The sequence below is a fragment of the Chromobacterium sp. CCUG 30098 genome, assembly GCF_059916605.1.
Genome location: NZ_JAUCGS010000011.1, coordinates 1 through 16,597 on the forward strand (window position 1 = coordinate 1; position 16,597 = coordinate 16,597).

The 16,597-nt window shown below is 65.1% G+C and carries 17 protein-coding genes; 7 read left to right on the forward strand and 10 right to left on the reverse strand.

Features of this window, described 5'->3' with window-relative positions; all coding sequences use genetic code 11:
* From QUG03_RS20105 to QUG03_RS20125, 5 genes are all read right to left on the reverse strand, one after another.
* Positions 1–272, reverse strand: a 272-nt coding sequence (locus QUG03_RS20105; RefSeq protein ID WP_500820799.1) for an ATP-binding cassette domain-containing protein, incomplete at its 3' end; no start/stop codon positions are given.
* A 16-nt stretch (positions 273–288) separates the two neighbouring features.
* Positions 289–1,353 carry an ABC transporter permease gene (locus tag QUG03_RS20110; RefSeq protein ID WP_253315383.1) on the reverse strand — a complete coding sequence of 355 codons (1,065 nt, stop codon included), beginning with the start codon at positions 1,351–1,353 and terminating at the stop codon, positions 289–291.
* A gap of 16 nt (positions 1,354–1,369) precedes the next feature.
* On the reverse strand, positions 1,370–2,311 hold the full coding sequence (locus QUG03_RS20115; RefSeq protein WP_107799093.1) for an ABC transporter permease: 942 nt from the start codon (positions 2,309–2,311) through the stop codon (positions 1,370–1,372).
* 48 nt (positions 2,312–2,359) lie between these two features.
* A complete protein-coding gene (locus QUG03_RS20120) occupies positions 2,360–4,165 on the reverse strand; it encodes an ABC transporter substrate-binding protein (RefSeq protein ID WP_500820800.1) in 1,806 nt (601 codons plus the stop codon).
* A 208-nt stretch (positions 4,166–4,373) separates the two neighbouring features.
* Positions 4,374–5,207: an SDR family NAD(P)-dependent oxidoreductase gene (locus QUG03_RS20125; protein WP_107799095.1), complete on the reverse strand. Its 834-nt coding sequence runs from the start codon at positions 5,205–5,207 to the stop codon at positions 4,374–4,376.
* A 255-nt stretch (positions 5,208–5,462) separates the two neighbouring features.
* Between QUG03_RS20125 and QUG03_RS20130 the strand changes: the two genes are divergently transcribed.
* From QUG03_RS20130 to QUG03_RS20145, 4 genes are all read left to right on the forward strand, one after another.
* On the forward strand, positions 5,463–5,696 hold the full coding sequence (locus QUG03_RS20130) for an exodeoxyribonuclease VII small subunit (RefSeq protein ID WP_048412271.1): 234 nt from the start codon (positions 5,463–5,465) through the stop codon (positions 5,694–5,696).
* The gene (locus tag QUG03_RS20135; RefSeq protein WP_488906585.1) at positions 5,686–6,582 is read left to right on the forward strand and encodes a polyprenyl synthetase family protein; all 897 of its coding nucleotides are present in this window, start codon (positions 5,686–5,688) and stop codon (positions 6,580–6,582) included. Before QUG03_RS20130 ends, QUG03_RS20135 begins: the two co-directional genes overlap by 11 nt.
* Before the next feature lie 13 nt (positions 6,583–6,595).
* The gene (gene dxs / locus QUG03_RS20140) at positions 6,596–8,446 is read left to right on the forward strand and encodes a 1-deoxy-D-xylulose-5-phosphate synthase (protein WP_500820801.1); all 1,851 of its coding nucleotides are present in this window, start codon (positions 6,596–6,598) and stop codon (positions 8,444–8,446) included.
* Positions 8,447–8,526: 80 nt separating this feature from the next.
* The gene (locus tag QUG03_RS20145) at positions 8,527–9,471 is read left to right on the forward strand and encodes a hypothetical protein (RefSeq protein WP_500820802.1); all 945 of its coding nucleotides are present in this window, start codon (positions 8,527–8,529) and stop codon (positions 9,469–9,471) included.
* Positions 9,472–9,567: 96 nt separating this feature from the next.
* Here QUG03_RS20145 and QUG03_RS20150 read toward each other — a convergent pair whose 3' ends face one another.
* A complete protein-coding gene (locus tag QUG03_RS20150; protein WP_500820803.1) occupies positions 9,568–10,350 on the reverse strand; it encodes an alpha/beta fold hydrolase in 783 nt (260 codons plus the stop codon).
* A gap of 251 nt (positions 10,351–10,601) precedes the next feature.
* On the opposite strand from QUG03_RS20150, the gene dsbD reads away from it, so the two are divergent.
* The 3 genes from dsbD to QUG03_RS20165 all read left to right on the forward strand — a co-directional run bounded on the left by dsbD (position 10,602) and on the right by QUG03_RS20165 (position 14,211).
* Positions 10,602–12,356 carry a protein-disulfide reductase DsbD gene (dsbD, locus tag QUG03_RS20155; protein WP_256477518.1) on the forward strand — a complete coding sequence of 585 codons (1,755 nt, stop codon included), beginning with the start codon at positions 10,602–10,604 and terminating at the stop codon, positions 12,354–12,356.
* Between the two features lie 90 nt (positions 12,357–12,446).
* Positions 12,447–13,559 carry an AI-2E family transporter gene (locus tag QUG03_RS20160; protein ID WP_107799101.1) on the forward strand — a complete coding sequence of 371 codons (1,113 nt, stop codon included), beginning with the start codon at positions 12,447–12,449 and terminating at the stop codon, positions 13,557–13,559.
* A gap of 28 nt (positions 13,560–13,587) precedes the next feature.
* Complete coding sequence (locus QUG03_RS20165; RefSeq protein ID WP_107799102.1) at positions 13,588–14,211, forward strand: LysE family translocator; 624 nt, start codon at positions 13,588–13,590, stop codon at positions 14,209–14,211.
* Positions 14,212–14,260: 49 nt separating this feature from the next.
* Here QUG03_RS20165 and QUG03_RS20170 read toward each other — a convergent pair whose 3' ends face one another.
* The 4 genes from QUG03_RS20170 to QUG03_RS20185 all read right to left on the reverse strand — a co-directional run bounded on the left by QUG03_RS20170 (position 14,261) and on the right by QUG03_RS20185 (position 16,582).
* Positions 14,261–14,596, reverse strand: a complete 336-nt coding sequence (locus QUG03_RS20170) for a 2Fe-2S iron-sulfur cluster-binding protein (RefSeq protein ID WP_107799103.1) — start codon at positions 14,594–14,596, stop codon at positions 14,261–14,263.
* 3 nt (positions 14,597–14,599) lie between these two features.
* A complete protein-coding gene (locus QUG03_RS20175) occupies positions 14,600–15,793 on the reverse strand; it encodes a molybdopterin molybdotransferase MoeA (protein WP_488877732.1) in 1,194 nt (397 codons plus the stop codon).
* Positions 15,780–16,286, reverse strand: coding sequence for a molybdopterin-guanine dinucleotide biosynthesis protein B (gene mobB, locus QUG03_RS20180; protein ID WP_227103859.1), 507 nt, complete (start codon positions 16,284–16,286; stop codon positions 15,780–15,782). Before mobB ends, QUG03_RS20175 begins: the two co-directional genes overlap by 14 nt.
* A gap of 83 nt (positions 16,287–16,369) precedes the next feature.
* Positions 16,370–16,582: a hypothetical protein gene (locus QUG03_RS20185; RefSeq protein WP_166453119.1), complete on the reverse strand. Its 213-nt coding sequence runs from the start codon at positions 16,580–16,582 to the stop codon at positions 16,370–16,372.
* Between the last annotated feature and the right edge of the window lie 15 nt (positions 16,583–16,597).

Sequence of the window (16,597 nt, forward strand, 5' to 3'; positions counted from 1 at the left end):
CGCATCTCGGCGCCGCCGGCCTTGAGCAGATCCCGCCCTTGCAGCAGGATCTGGCTGTCCGGGTGGATGCTGGCGTGCTGCGGCGACAGCAGGCGCATGATGGCCATGGAGGTCACCGATTTGCCGGAGCCGGATTCGCCCACCAAGGCCACGGTGCGCTTGGCCGGGATGTCGAAGCTGACGCCCTTGAGCGCCTGGAAATCGCCGCCGTTCTCCTGACGGAACGCCACTTTGAGATTGCGCACCGACAGCAGGGTCTGGTTCTGAGTCATAGTCTGTTCTCCCCGCTTACTTCGCCGCCGCGCGCGGGTCCAGCGCGTCGCGCAGCGCATCGGTCAACATGCTGAAGGCGGTCACCAGGGTGGACATGAACACCACCACCATGGCCAGCTGCCACCAATAACCCTGCAACAGCTCTTCCGGCACTTCCGCCAGCATGGAGCCCCAGCTCACTTGGCGCACGTCCACGCCGAAGCCCAGGAAGGACAGGATCACTTCGTACTTGATCAGGCCCACCATCAAGAGGGAGAACTGCACCAGCAGCAGGTGGGAGACATTGGGCAGGATGTGGATGAACATGCGGCGGCTGTGGCTGGCGCCGATGGCGTCGGCGGCCTGCACGTACTCGCGCGAGCGGTTCTTGATGAACTCGGCCCGCACCAGGCGGAAGGTGCCGGTCCAGCTGGTCAGCGACAGCACCAGGATGACGGTGGCGATGCCGCGCCCGGCCACGGCGGCGAAGGCGAGCAGCAACAGCATGTCCGGCACCGAGGTGAACACGCTGTAGAACCACATCAGGAAGTCGTCCACCTTGCGGCCGAAGTAGCCGGCCATCGCGCCCAGTGAGGTGCCGATCAGGATGGACAGCAGCGCGCCGAAGAAGCCCACCAGCAGCGAAGTGGCGGTGCCCTTGATCACCTTGTCCAGGATGTCGCGGCCGCGCTGGTCCGCGCCAAAGGTCAGCGACGCCACTTTCTTCACTTCCGGCACCGCGTACTGGGCGGCGTGCGGGCGCGCGGCTTCCAGCCAGTCGTGAATGGGATCTTCCGACGGTTTCAAGCGTTCGGTGGGCACGATGGCGGTGGACTGGCCGCCGGCCGCGGCCGGCGTTTCCTGCTGGCGGTATTTCTCCAGCAATAAAGTGGGCGGCGCGTAGGAGGCGGCGATTTCGTCGTTCCAGCCGCGGCCGGCCAGATTGAGCCAGCCGGCGGCGGCCAGCAACATGAAGGCGGCCACCACCCACAGGGAGACGAAGCCGATGCGGTCGCGCTTCAAGCGTTGCCAGCCCAGCGCCCACAGGCTGCGCGAGGGGGCGGCCGGCGGCGCGCCGGCAGTGTTTTGCAATGTTGTCATGTCTTGTGCTCCGCGCTCACTTGAGTTGCACGCGTGGATCGATCCACTTGTAGATGATGTCGGCCAGCAGGTTGAACACCATGGCGGCGGCGGCGATGGTCACGGTAATGGCCTTGATCACCGGGAAATCGCTCTTGTCCACCGCCATCAGCAGTTCATTGCCCATGCCGGGAATGCCGAAAAAGCGCTCCAGCAGCATCGAGCCCAGCACCAGGAAGGGCAAGGACATCATCACCGCGGTGACCACCGGGATCAGCGCGTTGCGCAGCACATGCTTGAACAGCACGGTTTTTTCCGACAAACCCTTGGCGCGCGCGGTGCGCACGTAGTCGTGGCCCAGTTCTTCCACCACGAAGCTGCGGTAGAAGCGCACATTGGGCGCCAGCGACACCAGCATGCCCAGGATCAGCGGCAGCGGCACATAGATCAGCAAGCTGCGCAGCAGGCTGTCGTCGTCCCAGCCCATCACCGGGAACCAGTCCAGTTTGAAGGCCAGCAGGTATTGGCCGACGATGATGTAGGCCAGCGAGCTGACGGACATGGCCACGGTGCAGATCAGCGTCACCATGCGGTCGGTCAGCGTGCCGCGGTAGTAAGCCACGACGATGGCGATGGGCAGCGCGGTCAGCAGTTCGAACACCAGCAAGGTGCCGGTCAGCGTCAGCGAGGGGCCGATGCGCGAAGCCAGCGTGGCGGTGACGGACTGCTGGGTGGACCAGGAGGTGCCGAAGTCGAAGGTGGCCACTTGCTTGACGAAGAGCCAGAACTGCTGCGGCAGGCTCAGGTCCAGGCCCAGCTGGGCGCGGATATTGGCCATGATTTCCGGCGTCAGGCGTTTGCCGGCCAGGATGTAGGTGGGGTCTCCGCCCACCCAGTTGAACAGCACGAACACCAGCAGCATGACGCCGAACATCGTCGGCACCATCTGCCAGATTCGGCGGATGATGAAATTGAACATCTGCTTCTCCAGAATATAGCGGCGCGGCTGCGCCCCGGATCAAGGCGCTTAGCGGCGCTTGCTCAGGTCGATGTCGACATAACGCCAGGACACCCCAATCGTGGCCAGCGGATGCGGCTTGTAACCCTTGAGATAGTCGTGGCTGACGACGTTTTCGAAGCGGGTCACGCCCAGCACATAGGGCTGGTAAGCGGCCACCACCCGGTTCATGCGGTCGAACAGCGCGTCGCGTTCCGACCCGTTGGGCAGCACTTGCGACGCCTCATAGGCCTTGTCGAACTCCGGCCGGCTGAAGAAGGGCAGGTTGCCGATGCCGATCTGCTTGGTCCACAGGCCGGTGACGAAGTCGTCGCCGTCCGGAATGGCGGCGGAACCGCCCAAGGACCACATCTGCACCTTGCCGGCGTAGGCGGCCTTGAGGTTTTCGTTCCATTTGGCCACTTTGAAGGTGACGCGCAGCTTGATGCTGTCAAAGGCCTTCTGCCAGATCTGGTTGAACTGCTTGTCGAAAGCGCTGCCCTGGGTGGCCTGGGTGATCAGCAGCGGCTGGCCGTTGGGCTGGCGGCGGTAGCCGTCCGGACCGATCTTGTAGCCGGCCTGGTCCAGCAGCGCGTTGGCCAGCGCCGGATCGAAGTCCGCCGCGCCGTGAAAGCGCGGATCGTTGCCCACCATGTTCAAGGGCACCAGGTTTTGCAGCTGGATGGCCTGGCCGCTGTACAAGAGCTTGATCACTTCCTTGCTGGGGTAGGCCATGGCGATGGCGCGGCGCAAGGCGATCTTTTGCTTGCTGTAGCCGCCCACCACCGGGTCACGCATATTGAAGAAGGCGTAAGTCAGGTCCATGCCCAGATTGTGGTGCAGGCGGATGCCGCGCTGCGCCAGCGTCGGGTTGAGGCTGGCCTGGAAGGGGTTGGCCTCGCTGCTGTGCACGGTGGACGGGATGGCGGACTTGGGCACGCCGATGTAGTCGATCTGCTTGTTGAGGAAGGACAGCCAGCGCGGCTGTTCTTCTTCTATCACCTTGATGTCCACGCGGCCGATGACAGGCAGGGTCTTGCCGCGCAGTTGCTCGGCGATTTCGCGGTCCTGCGGCGGCGCGTCGGCGGCCGGCTCGTCGGCGAACACTTCCTTGCGGTAGCCGGGATTGGCCTCCAGGATGATGCGGTTGCCCGGCTTCCATTCCTTCAGCACAAACGGTCCGGTGCCCACCGGGTGGGCGTTGGTGTTGCTGTCGTAGGTTTCAATCACCTCGCGCGCCACCGCGCCGCTGAATTTGGCGGCCACGGTGTAGAGGAAGTTGTAATTGGGCTTTTTCAGCGTCAGCTGCAGGGTGTAGCGGTCCAGCGCCTTGATGCCTTCGATAGGCTTGTCGTAGTCGAAGCGCCCTTTCTTGCTGGCGGCGCTGCCCGCCTCCGCCAATCCCAGCACGTAGTCGGTATAGGAAGTGGCGTTGGGCGAGCTGACCTTGGGGTCGGCGAAGCGCTTGATGCTGTAGGCGTAGTCCGCCGCGGTCAGCTCGCGCTTCTTGCCCTTGAAGGCCGGGTCGTCGGCAAAATAAATGCCGGGCCGGACCTTGAAGGTGAACACCTGGCCGTCCGCCGAAATCTCCGGCAGGGCCACGGCGGTGCCCGGCTTGAGCTTGAGCGGCCGCGCCAGGTAGTCGTACCTGAGCAGGTTGTCGAAAATGTTCTCGATCACGCCCAGCGAATAAATATCGCTCATCTTGGCCGGGTCGAATCCGGTCTCGGGCGCCAGGAAGGACACCTTTAGCGTCTTGCTCATATCGGCCGCTTGCGCGGACGCGAGCAGGCCCGCCCCCGCCAGCAGCAGGGGCAGCCATTTCCAGCGATTCATCTCGCTTACTCCTTTGTGTCACGGAGCCGGGAAACCCGGCGTCTCTATTGTTATGCCTGCTCCGGCATGAGGAAATGCCATGAGCAAGTGCCGTGACTGTAAAGCGAATCCGCGGGCTAGATCAACAAGAAACTATCAAAATGGCATCAAAGAAAATACATGTCTATGCATAGAAAAACTCATGCTAAGCCAAGGACTTGGCGCCGTCTCAGGTGGCCGCGCGCAATGCCCAGTCAAAACAACGGGTTGGCAGCAGGCGACGCAGCCACCAATACAATTTGGTGGGGAAAGTCACCCGGTAGCGCGCCGCCGGCTTGGCCGCGGTGATGGCGCGGTGCACCGCCTCCGCCACCGCGCTGGCCGGCAGGGTGAACGGCGCGGCGTGGCCCTCTTTCTTCAGCCGCGCCAGCTGCTGCTGATAGGCCTCGCGGTGAAAACTGGCGTCGATGTCCACGTTCTTCAGGAAACGCGCCAGCGCATTGGGGCGGAAGCGGCTTTCTATCGGCCCCGGCTCCACCAGGGACACATGGATGTCGGTGCCGTGCAGCTCGTGGCGCAGGGTGTCGCACAGGCCTTCCATCGCGAACTTGCTGGCGTTGTAAGCGCCGCGCCAGCGCATGGCGGCGAAGCCCAGAATGGAGCTGTTGAACACGATGCGGCCATGACCCTGGGCGCGCATCACTTTGAGCGCGGCGTTGCTCAGCTCCCAGGGGCCGAACAGATTGGTTTCGAACTGCTCGCGCATCGCCGCGCGGCTGATGTCCTCCACCGCGCCCGGCTGGCCGAAGCCCGCGTTGTTGAACAAGGCGTCCAGGCGGCCGCCGGCCAGTTCCACCGCCTGGGCCAGGCCGTCGCGGATGGAATCGGCGTCGTCCACGTCCAGCCGGATGCAAGTCATGCCCTCGCTGCGCAGGCGCTCCACGTCGGCGGCGGCGCGGCAGCTGGCGATCACGCGCCAGCCGCGCTGGGCCAGGATGACGGCGGTATGGTAGCCGATGCCGCTGGAGCAGCCGGTGATCAGAATGGATGGTTGCGAATGCATGCTGGCCCCTGTCGTTTTCAATTGGCGACACCCTACCGCAAATGCGGGCGGCGGGGAATTGTCCGCTAGGCGCGTTCACTTTCCGCGCCGCCGGTATCTCTACGGCATTCGCGCTTGCCAAAAGCGCTCAATCGCCTCTGTCGCCGCACCGGGAAATTGGACTAGAATGACGGCCTTAAAGAGCCGCCCGCGCCCTCGCGACACCGATAGAACACGCACGGCCCGGCCACCACAAAGCACAATAAGGAAAACGCCATGGCTAAAGCCAGCAAAGCGCCGGCCAGTTTCGAAACCGCACTGGCCCAACTGGAAGACATCATCCAGGCGATGGAAAGCGGCGACATGCCGCTGGAAACGGCGCTCGGCTCCTACAAGCAGGGCATAGAATTGATCAAGTTCTGCCAGACCAAACTGGCCGACGCGGAACAGCAGCTGAAAATCCTGGAAAACAACGAACTCAAACCGCTGGAATTGTCCAATGGACAATAAACCGTTCATGGCCTGGATGACCGAGATCCAGCAGCAAGTGGAAGGCGCGCTGGAGCGCCTGCTGCCCTCCCCCCAGCACACGCCGCAAAAATTGCACGAAGCGATGCGCTACGTCTGCCTGGGCGGCGGCAAGCGGGTGCGCCCGCTGCTGGTGTTCGCCGCCGGCGAACTGGTAGGCGCCTCGGCCGACAATCTGGCCCGCATCGGCTCCGCGCTGGAGATGGTCCACGTCTATTCCCTGGTGCACGACGACATGCCCTGTATGGACGACGACGTGCTGCGCCGCGGCAAGCCCACTTGCCACGTGGCTTACGACGAGGCCACCGCGCTCCTGGTGGGCGACGCGCTGCAAACCCTGGCTTTCGACGTGCTCTCCGCGCCCATGGCCGGCGTGGAGGCCTCCGCCCAGCTGGCGATGACGCATACGCTGGCGCGCGCCGCCGGCCACGCCGGCATGGCCGGCGGCCAGGCCATCGATCTGGCCAGCGTGGGCAAGGCGCTGAATCAGCCTGAGCTGGAGTATATGCATTTGCTGAAAACCGGCGCGCTGATCCGCGCGTCGGTGCTGCTGGGCGCCATGGCCGGCCGGCCGCTGAGCGAGAACGAGACCGCCCGCCTGGACGTGTTCGCCAAGCGCATGGGCCTGGCCTTCCAGGTGGTGGACGACGTGCTGGACTGCGAAGCGGACACCGCCACCCTGGGCAAGACCGCCGGCAAGGACGCCGCCCACGACAAGCCCACCTACGTCAGCCTGATGGGGCTGTCCGAAGCCAAGCAGTTTGCCCGCGACTTGCGCGACGAGGCGTTTGCCGCGCTGGAAGGATTTGGCGATTCCGCCCAACGATTGAAGGAACTGGCCGACTACATCGTCGCGCGCTCGTTCTGAGAAGCAGAAAACTATGTATCCCTTGCTCGAGACCATTCAAAGCCCCACCGACCTGCGCAAGCTGTCGCGCCAGCAGCTTGCGCCGCTGGCCACGGAACTGCGCGACTTCCTGGTGGAAAGCGTCAGCAAGACCGGCGGCCACTTCGCCTCCAACCTGGGCAGCATCGAGCTGACCATCGCCCTGCACTATGTGTTCAACACCCCGGACGACCGCCTGGTGTGGGACGTGGGCCATCAAACCTACCCGCACAAGATTCTGACCGGCCGCCGCGAGCGCATGGGCAGCATGCGCCAGAAAGGCGGCCTGGCCGGCTTTCCCAAGCGCGACGAATCGCCGTACGACACCTTCGGCGTCGGCCATTCCTCCACCTCCATCGGCGCGGCGCTGGGCATGGCGGTGGCCGCCAAGACCCAGGGCATTGAGCGCAAGTGCGTGGCCATCATCGGCGACGGCTCCATGACCGCCGGCCAGGCCTTCGAGGCCCTCAACAACGCCGGCGCGATGGACACCGATCTGCTGGTGGTGCTCAACGACAACGAGATGTCGATCTCACCCAATGTCGGCGCGCTGAACAACTACCTGGCCAAGCTGATGTCCGGCCGCTTCTACGCGGCGATGCGCGAAGGCTCCAGCAAGGTGCTGGGCATCGCCCCGCCGCTGAAGGAGATCGCCAGCAAGGTGGAGGAGCACGTCAAGGGCTTCTTCACCCCCGGCACCCTGTTCGAGGAGTTCGGCTTCAACTACATCGGCCCGATCGACGGTCACGACGTGGACGTGCTGGTGGACACCCTGAGCAATATCCGCAGCCTCAAAGGCCCGCAGTTCCTGCACATCGTCACCAAGAAGGGCCACGGCTACAAGCTGGCGGAGAGCGACCCGGTCAAATACCACGGCGTCACCAAGTTCGACCCCAGCAACGGCCTGGCCAGCGGCAAGGGCGGCGGCAAGCCGCAATACACCCAGGTGTTCGGCGACTGGATCTGCGACATGGCCAAGCGCGACCCGCGCCTGGTGGGCATCACCCCGGCGATGCGCGAGGGCTCCGGCCTGGTGCGCTTCGAGCAGGAGCACGCGGACCGCTATTACGACGTGGCCATCGCCGAACAGCACGCGGTCACCTTCGCCGCCGGCCTAGCCTGCGACGGCGTCAAACCGGTGGTGGCGATCTACTCCACCTTCCTGCAGCGCGCTTACGACCAGCTGATCCACGACGTGGCGCTGCAGAATCTGCCGGTGCTGTTCGCCATCGACCGCGCCGGCCTGGTGGGCGCGGACGGCCCCACCCACGCGGGCGCCTTCGATCTGTCCTTCCTGCGCTGCATTCCCAATCTGACGGTGATGGCGCCCTCGGACGAGAACGAATGCCGGCAGATGCTGTACACCGGCTTCCAGATGAACAGCCCGGCCGCGGTGCGCTATCCGCGCGGCACCGGCCCCGGCGCCGAGATCCAGGCCGAGATGACGGCGCTGCCGCTGGGCAAGGGCCTGCTGCGCCGCCAGGGCGAAAAAGTGGCCTTCCTCGCCTTCGGCAGCATGGTGACGCCGGCCCTGGCCGCCGCCGAGGCGCTGAACGCCACCGTGGCCGATATGCGCTTCGTCAAGCCGCTGGACGCGGAACTGGTATGCCGGCTGGCGGAGAGCCACGATCTGATCATCACCGTGGAGGAAAACGTGGTGATGGGCGGCGCCGGCTCGGCCTGTTTGGAGGCGATGCAGGCGATGGGCAGCCTCAAGCCGGTATTGCAACTGGGCCTGCCGGATGATTACGTGGAGCACGGCGACCCGGCCGGCATGCTGGCCGATTGCGGCCTGGACGCCGCCGGCATCGAGCGCAGCGTGCGCCAGCGGCTGGCGATGCTGTAAGTAAAACTTGTCGTCCAACTTCAACGCCCGGCTCCGCCGGGCGTTTTGCTTTGCCCCCTGAGAACCCACGCCAAGCGCCCATGCCGCCCGCCGTCGCTGAAGCGGCGTTCAGCTTTTGTCAGCCGCGCACATTTACCACCGACATACAATCCATTCAGAGCGCGACACCGCCGCGCCATTCACTGCAATGGAGTCATTCAATGTCGAACTATTGGGATTATATTGCCGAGTTTAAGAATGATATTGATGAGCTGCTGGAGAAGATCAGGCAGCGCACCGATGAACTGTCGCGGGCCAATCATCACATTATCGCCGCCGTGGCCGACGAGAAAGAAAATCCGGCCAAGGGCGTGGTGTTTTATGCGCCGGCCAACCAGGGCAATATCCAGAAGAACAATGCCGGCTGGCAGAAACTCTATATCGAGGCCAAGCCCAAAGGTGACGATCAGGCCGCCTACAATACAGAATTATTCGACAAGATTCGCAACAAACTGAACAGTTTGTCGCCAGCCGAGGCTTTCGGCGCCAAGCTCTTGCTGTCGGACAGCAAGGGCGGCAAGGCCACCATCACCCTGTTCTATCCCACCACCCACATCAAACTGCCCGTCATCAAGCCGCCCATCCCGCTGCCTGCCTGGCTATACACCTGCTACTTCGAGCCCTATATCGAAAACGTGGCCGACAAGCTGAATTCCGCCCTGAATTTCAGCGGCCCTAGCTTCTCCCTGCTCGCTTACTCCGACGAGGACGGCTCGGACGCCAAAGGCGTCATTTATAACAAACTGGGACTGAGCAACCCCGAGCTGGCCCATGTCGGCCATGCTTGGGCGCTGAAAACCTATTCCAGCAAAGCCGGTGGCCGCGACCAAGCCACCTACAAGGCCGAGCTGTTCGACAAGATCAAGACCGACCTGAACTCCCTGCCGGAACAGCATCTGTTGTTGGCCCAGCTCTTCTTGACCGACCGCTCCGAAGGCAGAGCCCATATCGCCCTGCTCTACCCGCAAGAGATCCGCCCCATCTAGCCCGCCTGGAAGCGGCGGCGCTTCGCCGCTCAAACGCAAGCCGCAGTCAAAACGGAAGCCCCCGGGCTTCCGTTTTTTGCGCCGCCGGATCCCGGCTCAGGCCTCCAGCAGATCCAGGATGCGCCGCGCCGTTTCCACCGGCCGTTCCAGCGGAAACAGATGGCTGCCCTGCTGCATCTGCACCTGGATATTGAAGTGCTTGCGCATGAAGCGCAGGTCCGCCGGTTTCAACACGTCGGAGCCGACGCCGGCGATAAAAGCCGCCGGCACTTTCAATTGGCCGCGATAACGCGGAAAATCATGCGGCAGCGAACAATAGATGTCATGTTCGATCCGCGGACGGAATTTAAGCTTGCGTCCGCCCTGGCCGTCGTCCACCGTGCCGTGCTCGGCGTAGTCGGCCAGGCAGTCCGGATCGAAGCGGGCGAACATGGACTTGCGGGCGAAGTAGTCGTGAACCATGGCCACCGACGCCCAGTTGTCGCGCCGCTTCAGGGTGTTGCCGCCCGGGGTGATGCGATCGATGAAGCCCAGCTTCTTGGCCAGCCAGATGCCGCGCGAGCGGAACGGCCCCATCAGCGGCGAATCCAGGATCACGATGCGTTTGAACAGCTCCGGCCGGTGCAAGGCGGCGTAGAACATCAGGAAGCCGCCCAGCGAGTGGCCGACGCCGACGATAGGGCCCTGATAGTGGCTTTCGATGTGGGCGATGGTTTCCTCCACCAGATGCGGCCAGCAGTCGGTGACCGGATAGGCCGGATCGTGGCCGATGGCGTCGAGGAAGCCCACCTGGCAGCGCTCGCCCAGCGCGTCCAGGAATTTGCGGTAAACCGAGGCCGGGAAACTGTTGGCATGAGCAAAGTGAATCGTTTCTCGCATGATGTCTGGTGTTGCGCCCTAGTTTTTATATAAATATTCTATCTTACCGTTTGCCCGTTATTTGAATTTAATGCATATTGTTTTCGCATAACAAGACGCGGCCGCGACCAAGTCCGCCGCCTTCCGCACCCCGCCCGGCCGCCATGGAACCAATGCCTGCGCGCGCCGGTCATTCAAACGCTAACGACCATAAACCATAGAGTCATCCCGTGCCAATCAACTTATCGCTACTCTCATCCCGGATCGTGGGCTTGCTCGCGGTCACGCTGGCCTGCCTGGGCTTGAGCCTGCCCGCGCACGCCGTCAACCAGGACGACTTACTGCCGGCCGAACAAGCCTTCGCCGCCAAGGTTGAGCGCGCCGGCGACCAGCTTCAGCTGACGCTGGACGTGGCCCCCGGCTACTACCTGTACCGCGACCGCACCCAGATCAGCAGCCAGCCGGCCAATCTGGTGGGCGCGCCGCAGTTCCCCGCCGGCAAGGAAAAGAACGACCAGTACTTCGGCAAGCAGACCGTGTTCATCGGCAAGAACGTGGTGACCGTGCCCCTGCAGCCCAACGCGCCGGCCGAATTCGAACTGCAGGTCAAACTGCAAGGCTGCGCCGACGCCGGCGTGTGCTACCCGCCCTACACCCACAAGCTCAAGGTGGGCGGCACGCCGGCCGCCGGCGGCAAGCTGGGCGAATGGCTGTCGGAGGCCTCCCCGCAGGGAAAGTCCTCGGCCGGCAACAATGAGCTGGCAGCCCAGGGTTGGCTGACCACATTGGGCACCTTTCTGCTGGCGGGCATAGGCATGGCCTTCACCGCCTGCATGTATCCGCTGCTGCCCATCGTTTCCTCATTGATTGCCGGCCAGGGCGCAACGCTGACCCGCCGCCGCGGTTTCCTGTTGTCCTTCACCTATGTGCAGGGCCTGGCGCTGACCTATACCCTGGTCGGCGTGGTCGCCGGCCTCACCGGCGCGCTGCTGACCGTGTGGCTGCAACAGCCGGCGGTGGTGCTGAGCGCCAGCGCGCTGATGGTGGTGTTCGCGCTGTCCATGTTCGACCTGTTCACCATCCAGCTGCCGTCGGCGCTGCAGTCGCGGCTGGCCGACACCTCCAACCGCATGTCCGGCGGCAAGTTCGCCACCGTGTTCATCATGGGCGCGCTGTCCGCGCTGATCATCGGCCCCTGCGTCGCGCCGCCGCTGGCGCTGGCGCTGGGCTATATCGGCAGCACCGGCGACGCCGCGCTGGGCGGGGCCGCGCTGTACGCGATGGCGCTGGGCCTGGGCCTGCCGCTGATCCTGATCGGCACCTTCGGCGGCCAGGTGCTGCCGCGCGCCGGCGGCTGGATGAAAACCGTCAAGGCCTGCTTCGGCGTGGTAATGCTGGGCCTGGCCATCTGGCTGGCCACGCCCTTCCTGCCGGGCGCGCTGGTGATGCTGCTGTGGGCCTTGCTGCTGATAGGCAGCGCGGTGTCCCTGGGCGCGCTGGAAGCGCTGCCCGGCAACGCCGGCGCGCCGCGGCGGCTGGGCAAGGCCGCCGGCGTGGCGCTGCTGCTGATAGGCGCGGCCCAATTGGCCGGCCTGCTGGCCGGCGCCGACAACCCGCGCTACCCCTTGCGCTGGCTGGGCCAGGGCCAGGCGGAAGCCAAGGCCGCCGCCGTGTTCCAGCCGGTGGCGAACAGCGCTCAGCTGGACGCGCTGCTGGCCAGGGCCAAGACGGAAGGCAAGCCGCTGCTGCTGGACTTCTACGCCGACTGGTGCGTGTCCTGCAAGGAGATGGAGGCGGAAACCTTCCCGGACGCCGCGGTCAGCCGCCAGATGCAGGGCTATGTGCTGGCCAAGGCCGACGTGACCGCCAACAACGCCGAGCACCAGGCGCTGCTCAAGCGCTTCGGCCTGTTCGGCCCGCCGGGCATCATCCTGTTCGACAAGCTGGGCCAGGAGGCGGACCGCGTGATCGGCTTCACCCCGGCGGAAGCCTTCGCCAAGACCTTGGCGGCGGCGAATCCGCAATAGCCGCAAGCGCCAATTGCATTCACGCCCATTGCATTGCAGAATCAGCGGGCCGATCTTCCGATCGGCCCGTTTTCATTTTCCGAGAGCCCCATGGCCATCAATAAAGCGTTCTCCAATGTCAGCATTCTGGCCGTGTTCCAGATCGCCATCATCGCCCTGCTGGTGATGTCTTGCCTGCGCGTGATCCAACCCTTTCTCGGCGCCCTGACCTGGGCCTCCATCATCGCCATTTCCGCCTGGCCGCTGCATTGCCGGCTGCGGCAAAAACTGGGGGAGCGCCACAAGCTGGCCGCCCTGCTCATCGTGTTGGCGCTGGCGCTGGCGCTGGCCATCCCCATCGGCCTGATGGCGCTGACGCTGGCGGACACCCTGCCCCATCTGTCCGGCCTCACCCATGATCTGACCCAGCTGACCCTGCCCAACGCGCCGGCTTGGCTCGCCAATATCCCGGTGGTGGGCGAAAGCCTGCAAAAGCTGTGGGGCAGTGTGCAGGCCGACTTGCCCGGCTTCTTCGAAAAGATCCGCCCGGCGGTGAACCAGGGCGCGCTGTGGCTGTTGTCCGGCGGCGCCAATCTCAGCCTGAGCCTGCTGGAGATCGTGCTGGCCATCATCGTGTCCGGCCTGCTGTTGATCAACGGCGACCGGCTGTGGGACATGGTGGAGCTGATCGTGATCAAGCTGGGCGGCGCGCCGGCCGGCGAACTGCCGGACGTGATCGCCCGCACCATACGCAGCGTCACCACCGGGGTGGTGGGCACCGCGCTGGCGCAGACCATTCTGTGCGTGATCGGCCTCTTGATCGCCGGCGTGCCCGGCGCGCTGGTGCTGGGCTTCCTTTGCTTCATCGTCGCGGTGGCGCAGATGCCGACGCTGATCGTCTGGCTGCCGGCCGCCGCCTGGGTGTTTTACATCGGCAACACCGGCCTGGGCATCTTTCTGCTGGTCTGGGGCTTTTTGCTGATCAACACCATAGACAACATCCTGAAGCCCTTGCTGATCAGCCAGGGCGCGCAGATGCCGCTGTCGCTGATCTTCCTGGGCGTGATCGGCGGCCTGATCGCCTGGGGGGTGATAGGCCTGTTCATCGGCCCCACCCTGCTGGCGGTGGCCCTGACCATGCTGCGCCACTGGCTGCGCCCGGAATGTCCGGAACCCAAGGCCGGCGAGGCCGAAGCGCGCGGCGAGCGGCAGACCGCGGATTAAGAGATCGATACCGGACGGAGACTTGTTCATGACTTTCGCCACCCTGCTCGCCTTCGCCTTCATCATGTCCGTCGGCATTCTCACCCCGGGGCCGACGGTGTTGCTCGCGCTGAGCAACGGTTCCCGCTTCGGCCTGCGCTACGCGCTGTACGGCATGCTGGGCGCGGTCTTGGCCGACTTGCTGCTGGTGCTGTTGGTGGGTCTGGGTTTCGGCGCGCTGCTGGCGGCGTCCGAAACGCTATTTCAGATCGTCAAATGGCTGGGCGTGGCCTTTCTCGCCTATGTCGGCCTGCAGATGCTACGCGCCAAAGGCGGGCCGGCCTTGATCCGAGACGCCGCGCGCCAGCCTTCGCGCTGGGCCGCCGTCGCCAAGAGTTTTTCCGTGGCCATGGGCAACCCCAAGTATTATTTCTTCATGTCCGCGCTATTGCCTCAGTTCGTCTCGCCGGCCGAAGCCCAGTTGCCCCAGTACCTGGCCTTGGCCGCCGTGATCGTGGCGATAGACGTGCTGGCGATGAGCGGCTACGCGCTGCTGGGCGCGAAGTCTCTGCAACTGTGGCGGGAAAACGGCGTGAAGTGGCTGAACCGGATCAGCGGCGGCGCCTTGCTGGCCTTGGCGGGGTCGATCGCGCTGTACCGCAGGAGCGCTTGAGCGCCCAATGCCATAAACAAGGGCCCCTACGGGCCCTTTTTGTTGGCGCTCAAAACGCCGGACACTCCACTTCCCAATCGTCCTCGCTCAGATGCAGGTGGCAGGCCAGCCGCCAAGGCCGCGCCTCGGTCCAGCATTCGCTGGCGGCCTGGGCAGCGTCTATGGCGCCGGCGCGCAGCAGCACATTGCGTTCCTTGCGGCTGGGCCGCTGCTCCGCCTCCGGCGTCGCCAGCCTCACCTTGCAGGTGCCGCAAGTGCCCTGGCCGCAACGCCAATGCAGGGGCACGTCCGCCAGCCGCGCCAGGTCCAGCAGATTGTCTCCGGGCATGGCCTGCTGCTCGCCGAGCAGCGCGCCCTTGTCATCGACGAAGCGGATGGTGGGCACGGCTTACTGCACCAGCGGCAGATAGGCCAGCATGTCGCCGCGCGCCACCGCCTGGCCCGGCTCCAGCCGCACCAGGCCGTCGGCCCAGGCGCAGGACATCAGCACGCCGGAGCCTTGCTGCGGGTACAGCTCCAGCTGCCAGCGGCCGTCGACGCACACGCGCCGCACGCGGATGAACTCGCTGCGGCGCGCGTCCGGCCGGGTCCAGTCGAAGGCCGCCGGATACGGGCCTTCCGGCGCCAGCGCCGAGACCGGCAGGCCGGCGCGCCGTTCCAGGAAGGCGCGCGCCAGCACCTGGAAGGTGACGAAGCCGGACACCGGATTGCCCGGCAGGCCGATGAAGTCAGCCTGCCCCACCTTGCCGTAAGCCAGCGGCTTGCCCGGCTTGATCGCCAGTTTCCACAGGTCCAGCGAGCCCTCGGCCTCCACCGCGGCCTTGACGTGGTCTTCCTCGCCCACCGACACCCCGCCGCAGGTCATGATCACGTCGGCGGCGTCGGCGGCGTCGCGCAGCGCCTCTCGGGTGGCGCCCAGGGAATCGCGGACAATGCCCAGATCGATCACCTCGCAGCCCAGGCGCATCAGCGCCGGCGTCAGCCAGTAGCGGTTGGAGTTGTAGATCTGGCCGGCGGCCAGCGGCCGGCCCGGCTCCACCAGTTCGTCGCCGGTGAAGAACACCGCCACCCGCAGCGGGCGGCGCACCGTCAGCGTTTCCACGCCGATGGACGCGGCCAGGCCGATGTCGGCCGGGTTCAGCACTTTGCCAGCCGGCAGGATTTCCTGGCCGGCGCGGATGTCCTCGCCGCGACGGCGGATGTTCTGGCCGGCGCTGGCCGGCTGGCTGAAGCTCACCGTGCCGTCGGCGGCGGTTTCCGCCTGTTCCTGCATGATGACGGCGTCGGCGCCGGGCGGAATGGGCGCGCCGGTGAAGATGCGCGCCACGCTGCCGGCGGCCAGCGCCTGCGGCACGCTGCCGGCTGGCACCCGCTGCGACACCGGCATCGCCGCCGCTTGTTCGTCGGCGCGCAAGGCGTAGCCGTCCATCGCGCTATTGTCGTGCGGCGGCACGTCCAGCGTGGCCAGCACAGGCTCGGCCAGCACGCGGCCGGCGGCGGCCAGCAATTCGACTTGTTCGGTGGCGCTCAGCGGCTGGGCGCGCTCCAGCAGCCAGTCACGGGCTTGTTCAAAGCTCAGCATGGGGCAGATCCAATCGTGAAATCAGGAAGGCGGCGACGGCGTCGACGTCGTCGCGGTGAAACCAGGGAAGGTCCAGCGTTTGCGGCAGATCGCCGACCACGGCCAGAACTTGCGGATCGACAGGATGCAAGGCCGGTGCGGCCAGCGCGCTGTTGACCACTTCTATCTTGGGAATGGCTTCGTGCTTGAAGCCTTCGGCCAATACCAGATCGCAAGGGCCCAGCATGGCCAGGTGGGCGGCCAGCGGCAGATCGTTGCTGTCCGCCAGTTCCTCCACCAGCATGCGGCGGCGGGCCGAGGCCAACAGCACTTGCGCGGCGCCGGCCTGGCGATGCCGCCAGCTGTCCTTGCCCGGCGTGTCCCAGTCCACGTCGTGGTGGGTATGTTTGACCACGGCGACGCGCAGGCCGCGGGCGGTCAGACGGGGAATCAGTTTTTCCAGCAAGGTGGTCTTGCCGCTGCCGGAATAGCCGGCGAAACCCAATACATGCATAGCGCCGACGCCCCCATAAAGATTCAGGCGGCCATGATAGCATGGCCGCCTGTAGGCTTGACTCCTACCAAAGAGCTAGCCGCCTAAGCCGCGTGAGCGAGCTTGTTGGCGGGTTCCGGCGTCTCAAAACGTTTCCAGTCCACGATCATCACCTGGGTCAGGCCGCAGTCCACCGCCAGCTGCGCCTCGATCTCCTCCAGCACCTGATGGCAATGGATCACGCCGTTGATCACCACTTCGGCCCGGCGCATCACGCTGTCGTCCGGCGTGACAAACCATATGCAGTAATGGCCCATATTCGCTCCCCCAGG

Bases quoted from the DNA above. Each gene is read 5' to 3' on its own strand.
- QUG03_RS20120 (WP_500820800.1), bottom strand. From the start codon at position 4,165: ATGAATCGCTGGAAATGGCTGCCCCTGCTGCTGGCGGGGGCGGGCCTG.
- QUG03_RS20145 (WP_500820802.1), top strand. From the start codon at position 8,527: ATGCCGCCCGCCGTCGCTGAAGCGGCGTTCAGCTTTTGTCAGCCGCGC.
- QUG03_RS20135 (WP_488906585.1), top strand. From the start codon at position 5,686: ATGGACAATAAACCGTTCATGGCCTGGATGACCGAGATCCAGCAGCAA.
- QUG03_RS20110 (WP_253315383.1), bottom strand. From the start codon at position 1,353: ATGACAACATTGCAAAACACTGCCGGCGCGCCGCCGGCCGCCCCCTCG.
- QUG03_RS20150 (WP_500820803.1), bottom strand. From the start codon at position 10,350: ATGCGAGAAACGATTCACTTTGCTCATGCCAACAGTTTCCCGGCCTCG.
- dxs (WP_500820801.1), top strand. From the start codon at position 6,596: ATGTATCCCTTGCTCGAGACCATTCAAAGCCCCACCGACCTGCGCAAG.
- QUG03_RS20175 (WP_488877732.1), bottom strand. From the start codon at position 15,793: ATGCTGAGCTTTGAACAAGCCCGTGACTGGCTGCTGGAGCGCGCCCAG.
- QUG03_RS20160 (WP_107799101.1), top strand. From the start codon at position 12,447: ATGGCCATCAATAAAGCGTTCTCCAATGTCAGCATTCTGGCCGTGTTC.
- QUG03_RS20185 (WP_166453119.1), bottom strand. From the start codon at position 16,582: ATGGGCCATTACTGCATATGGTTTGTCACGCCGGACGACAGCGTGATG.
- QUG03_RS20125 (WP_107799095.1), bottom strand. From the start codon at position 5,207: ATGCATTCGCAACCATCCATTCTGATCACCGGCTGCTCCAGCGGCATC.
- mobB (WP_227103859.1), bottom strand. From the start codon at position 16,286: ATGCATGTATTGGGTTTCGCCGGCTATTCCGGCAGCGGCAAGACCACC.
- QUG03_RS20130 (WP_048412271.1), top strand. From the start codon at position 5,463: ATGGCTAAAGCCAGCAAAGCGCCGGCCAGTTTCGAAACCGCACTGGCC.
- QUG03_RS20115 (WP_107799093.1), bottom strand. From the start codon at position 2,311: ATGTTCAATTTCATCATCCGCCGAATCTGGCAGATGGTGCCGACGATG.
- QUG03_RS20165 (WP_107799102.1), top strand. From the start codon at position 13,588: ATGACTTTCGCCACCCTGCTCGCCTTCGCCTTCATCATGTCCGTCGGC.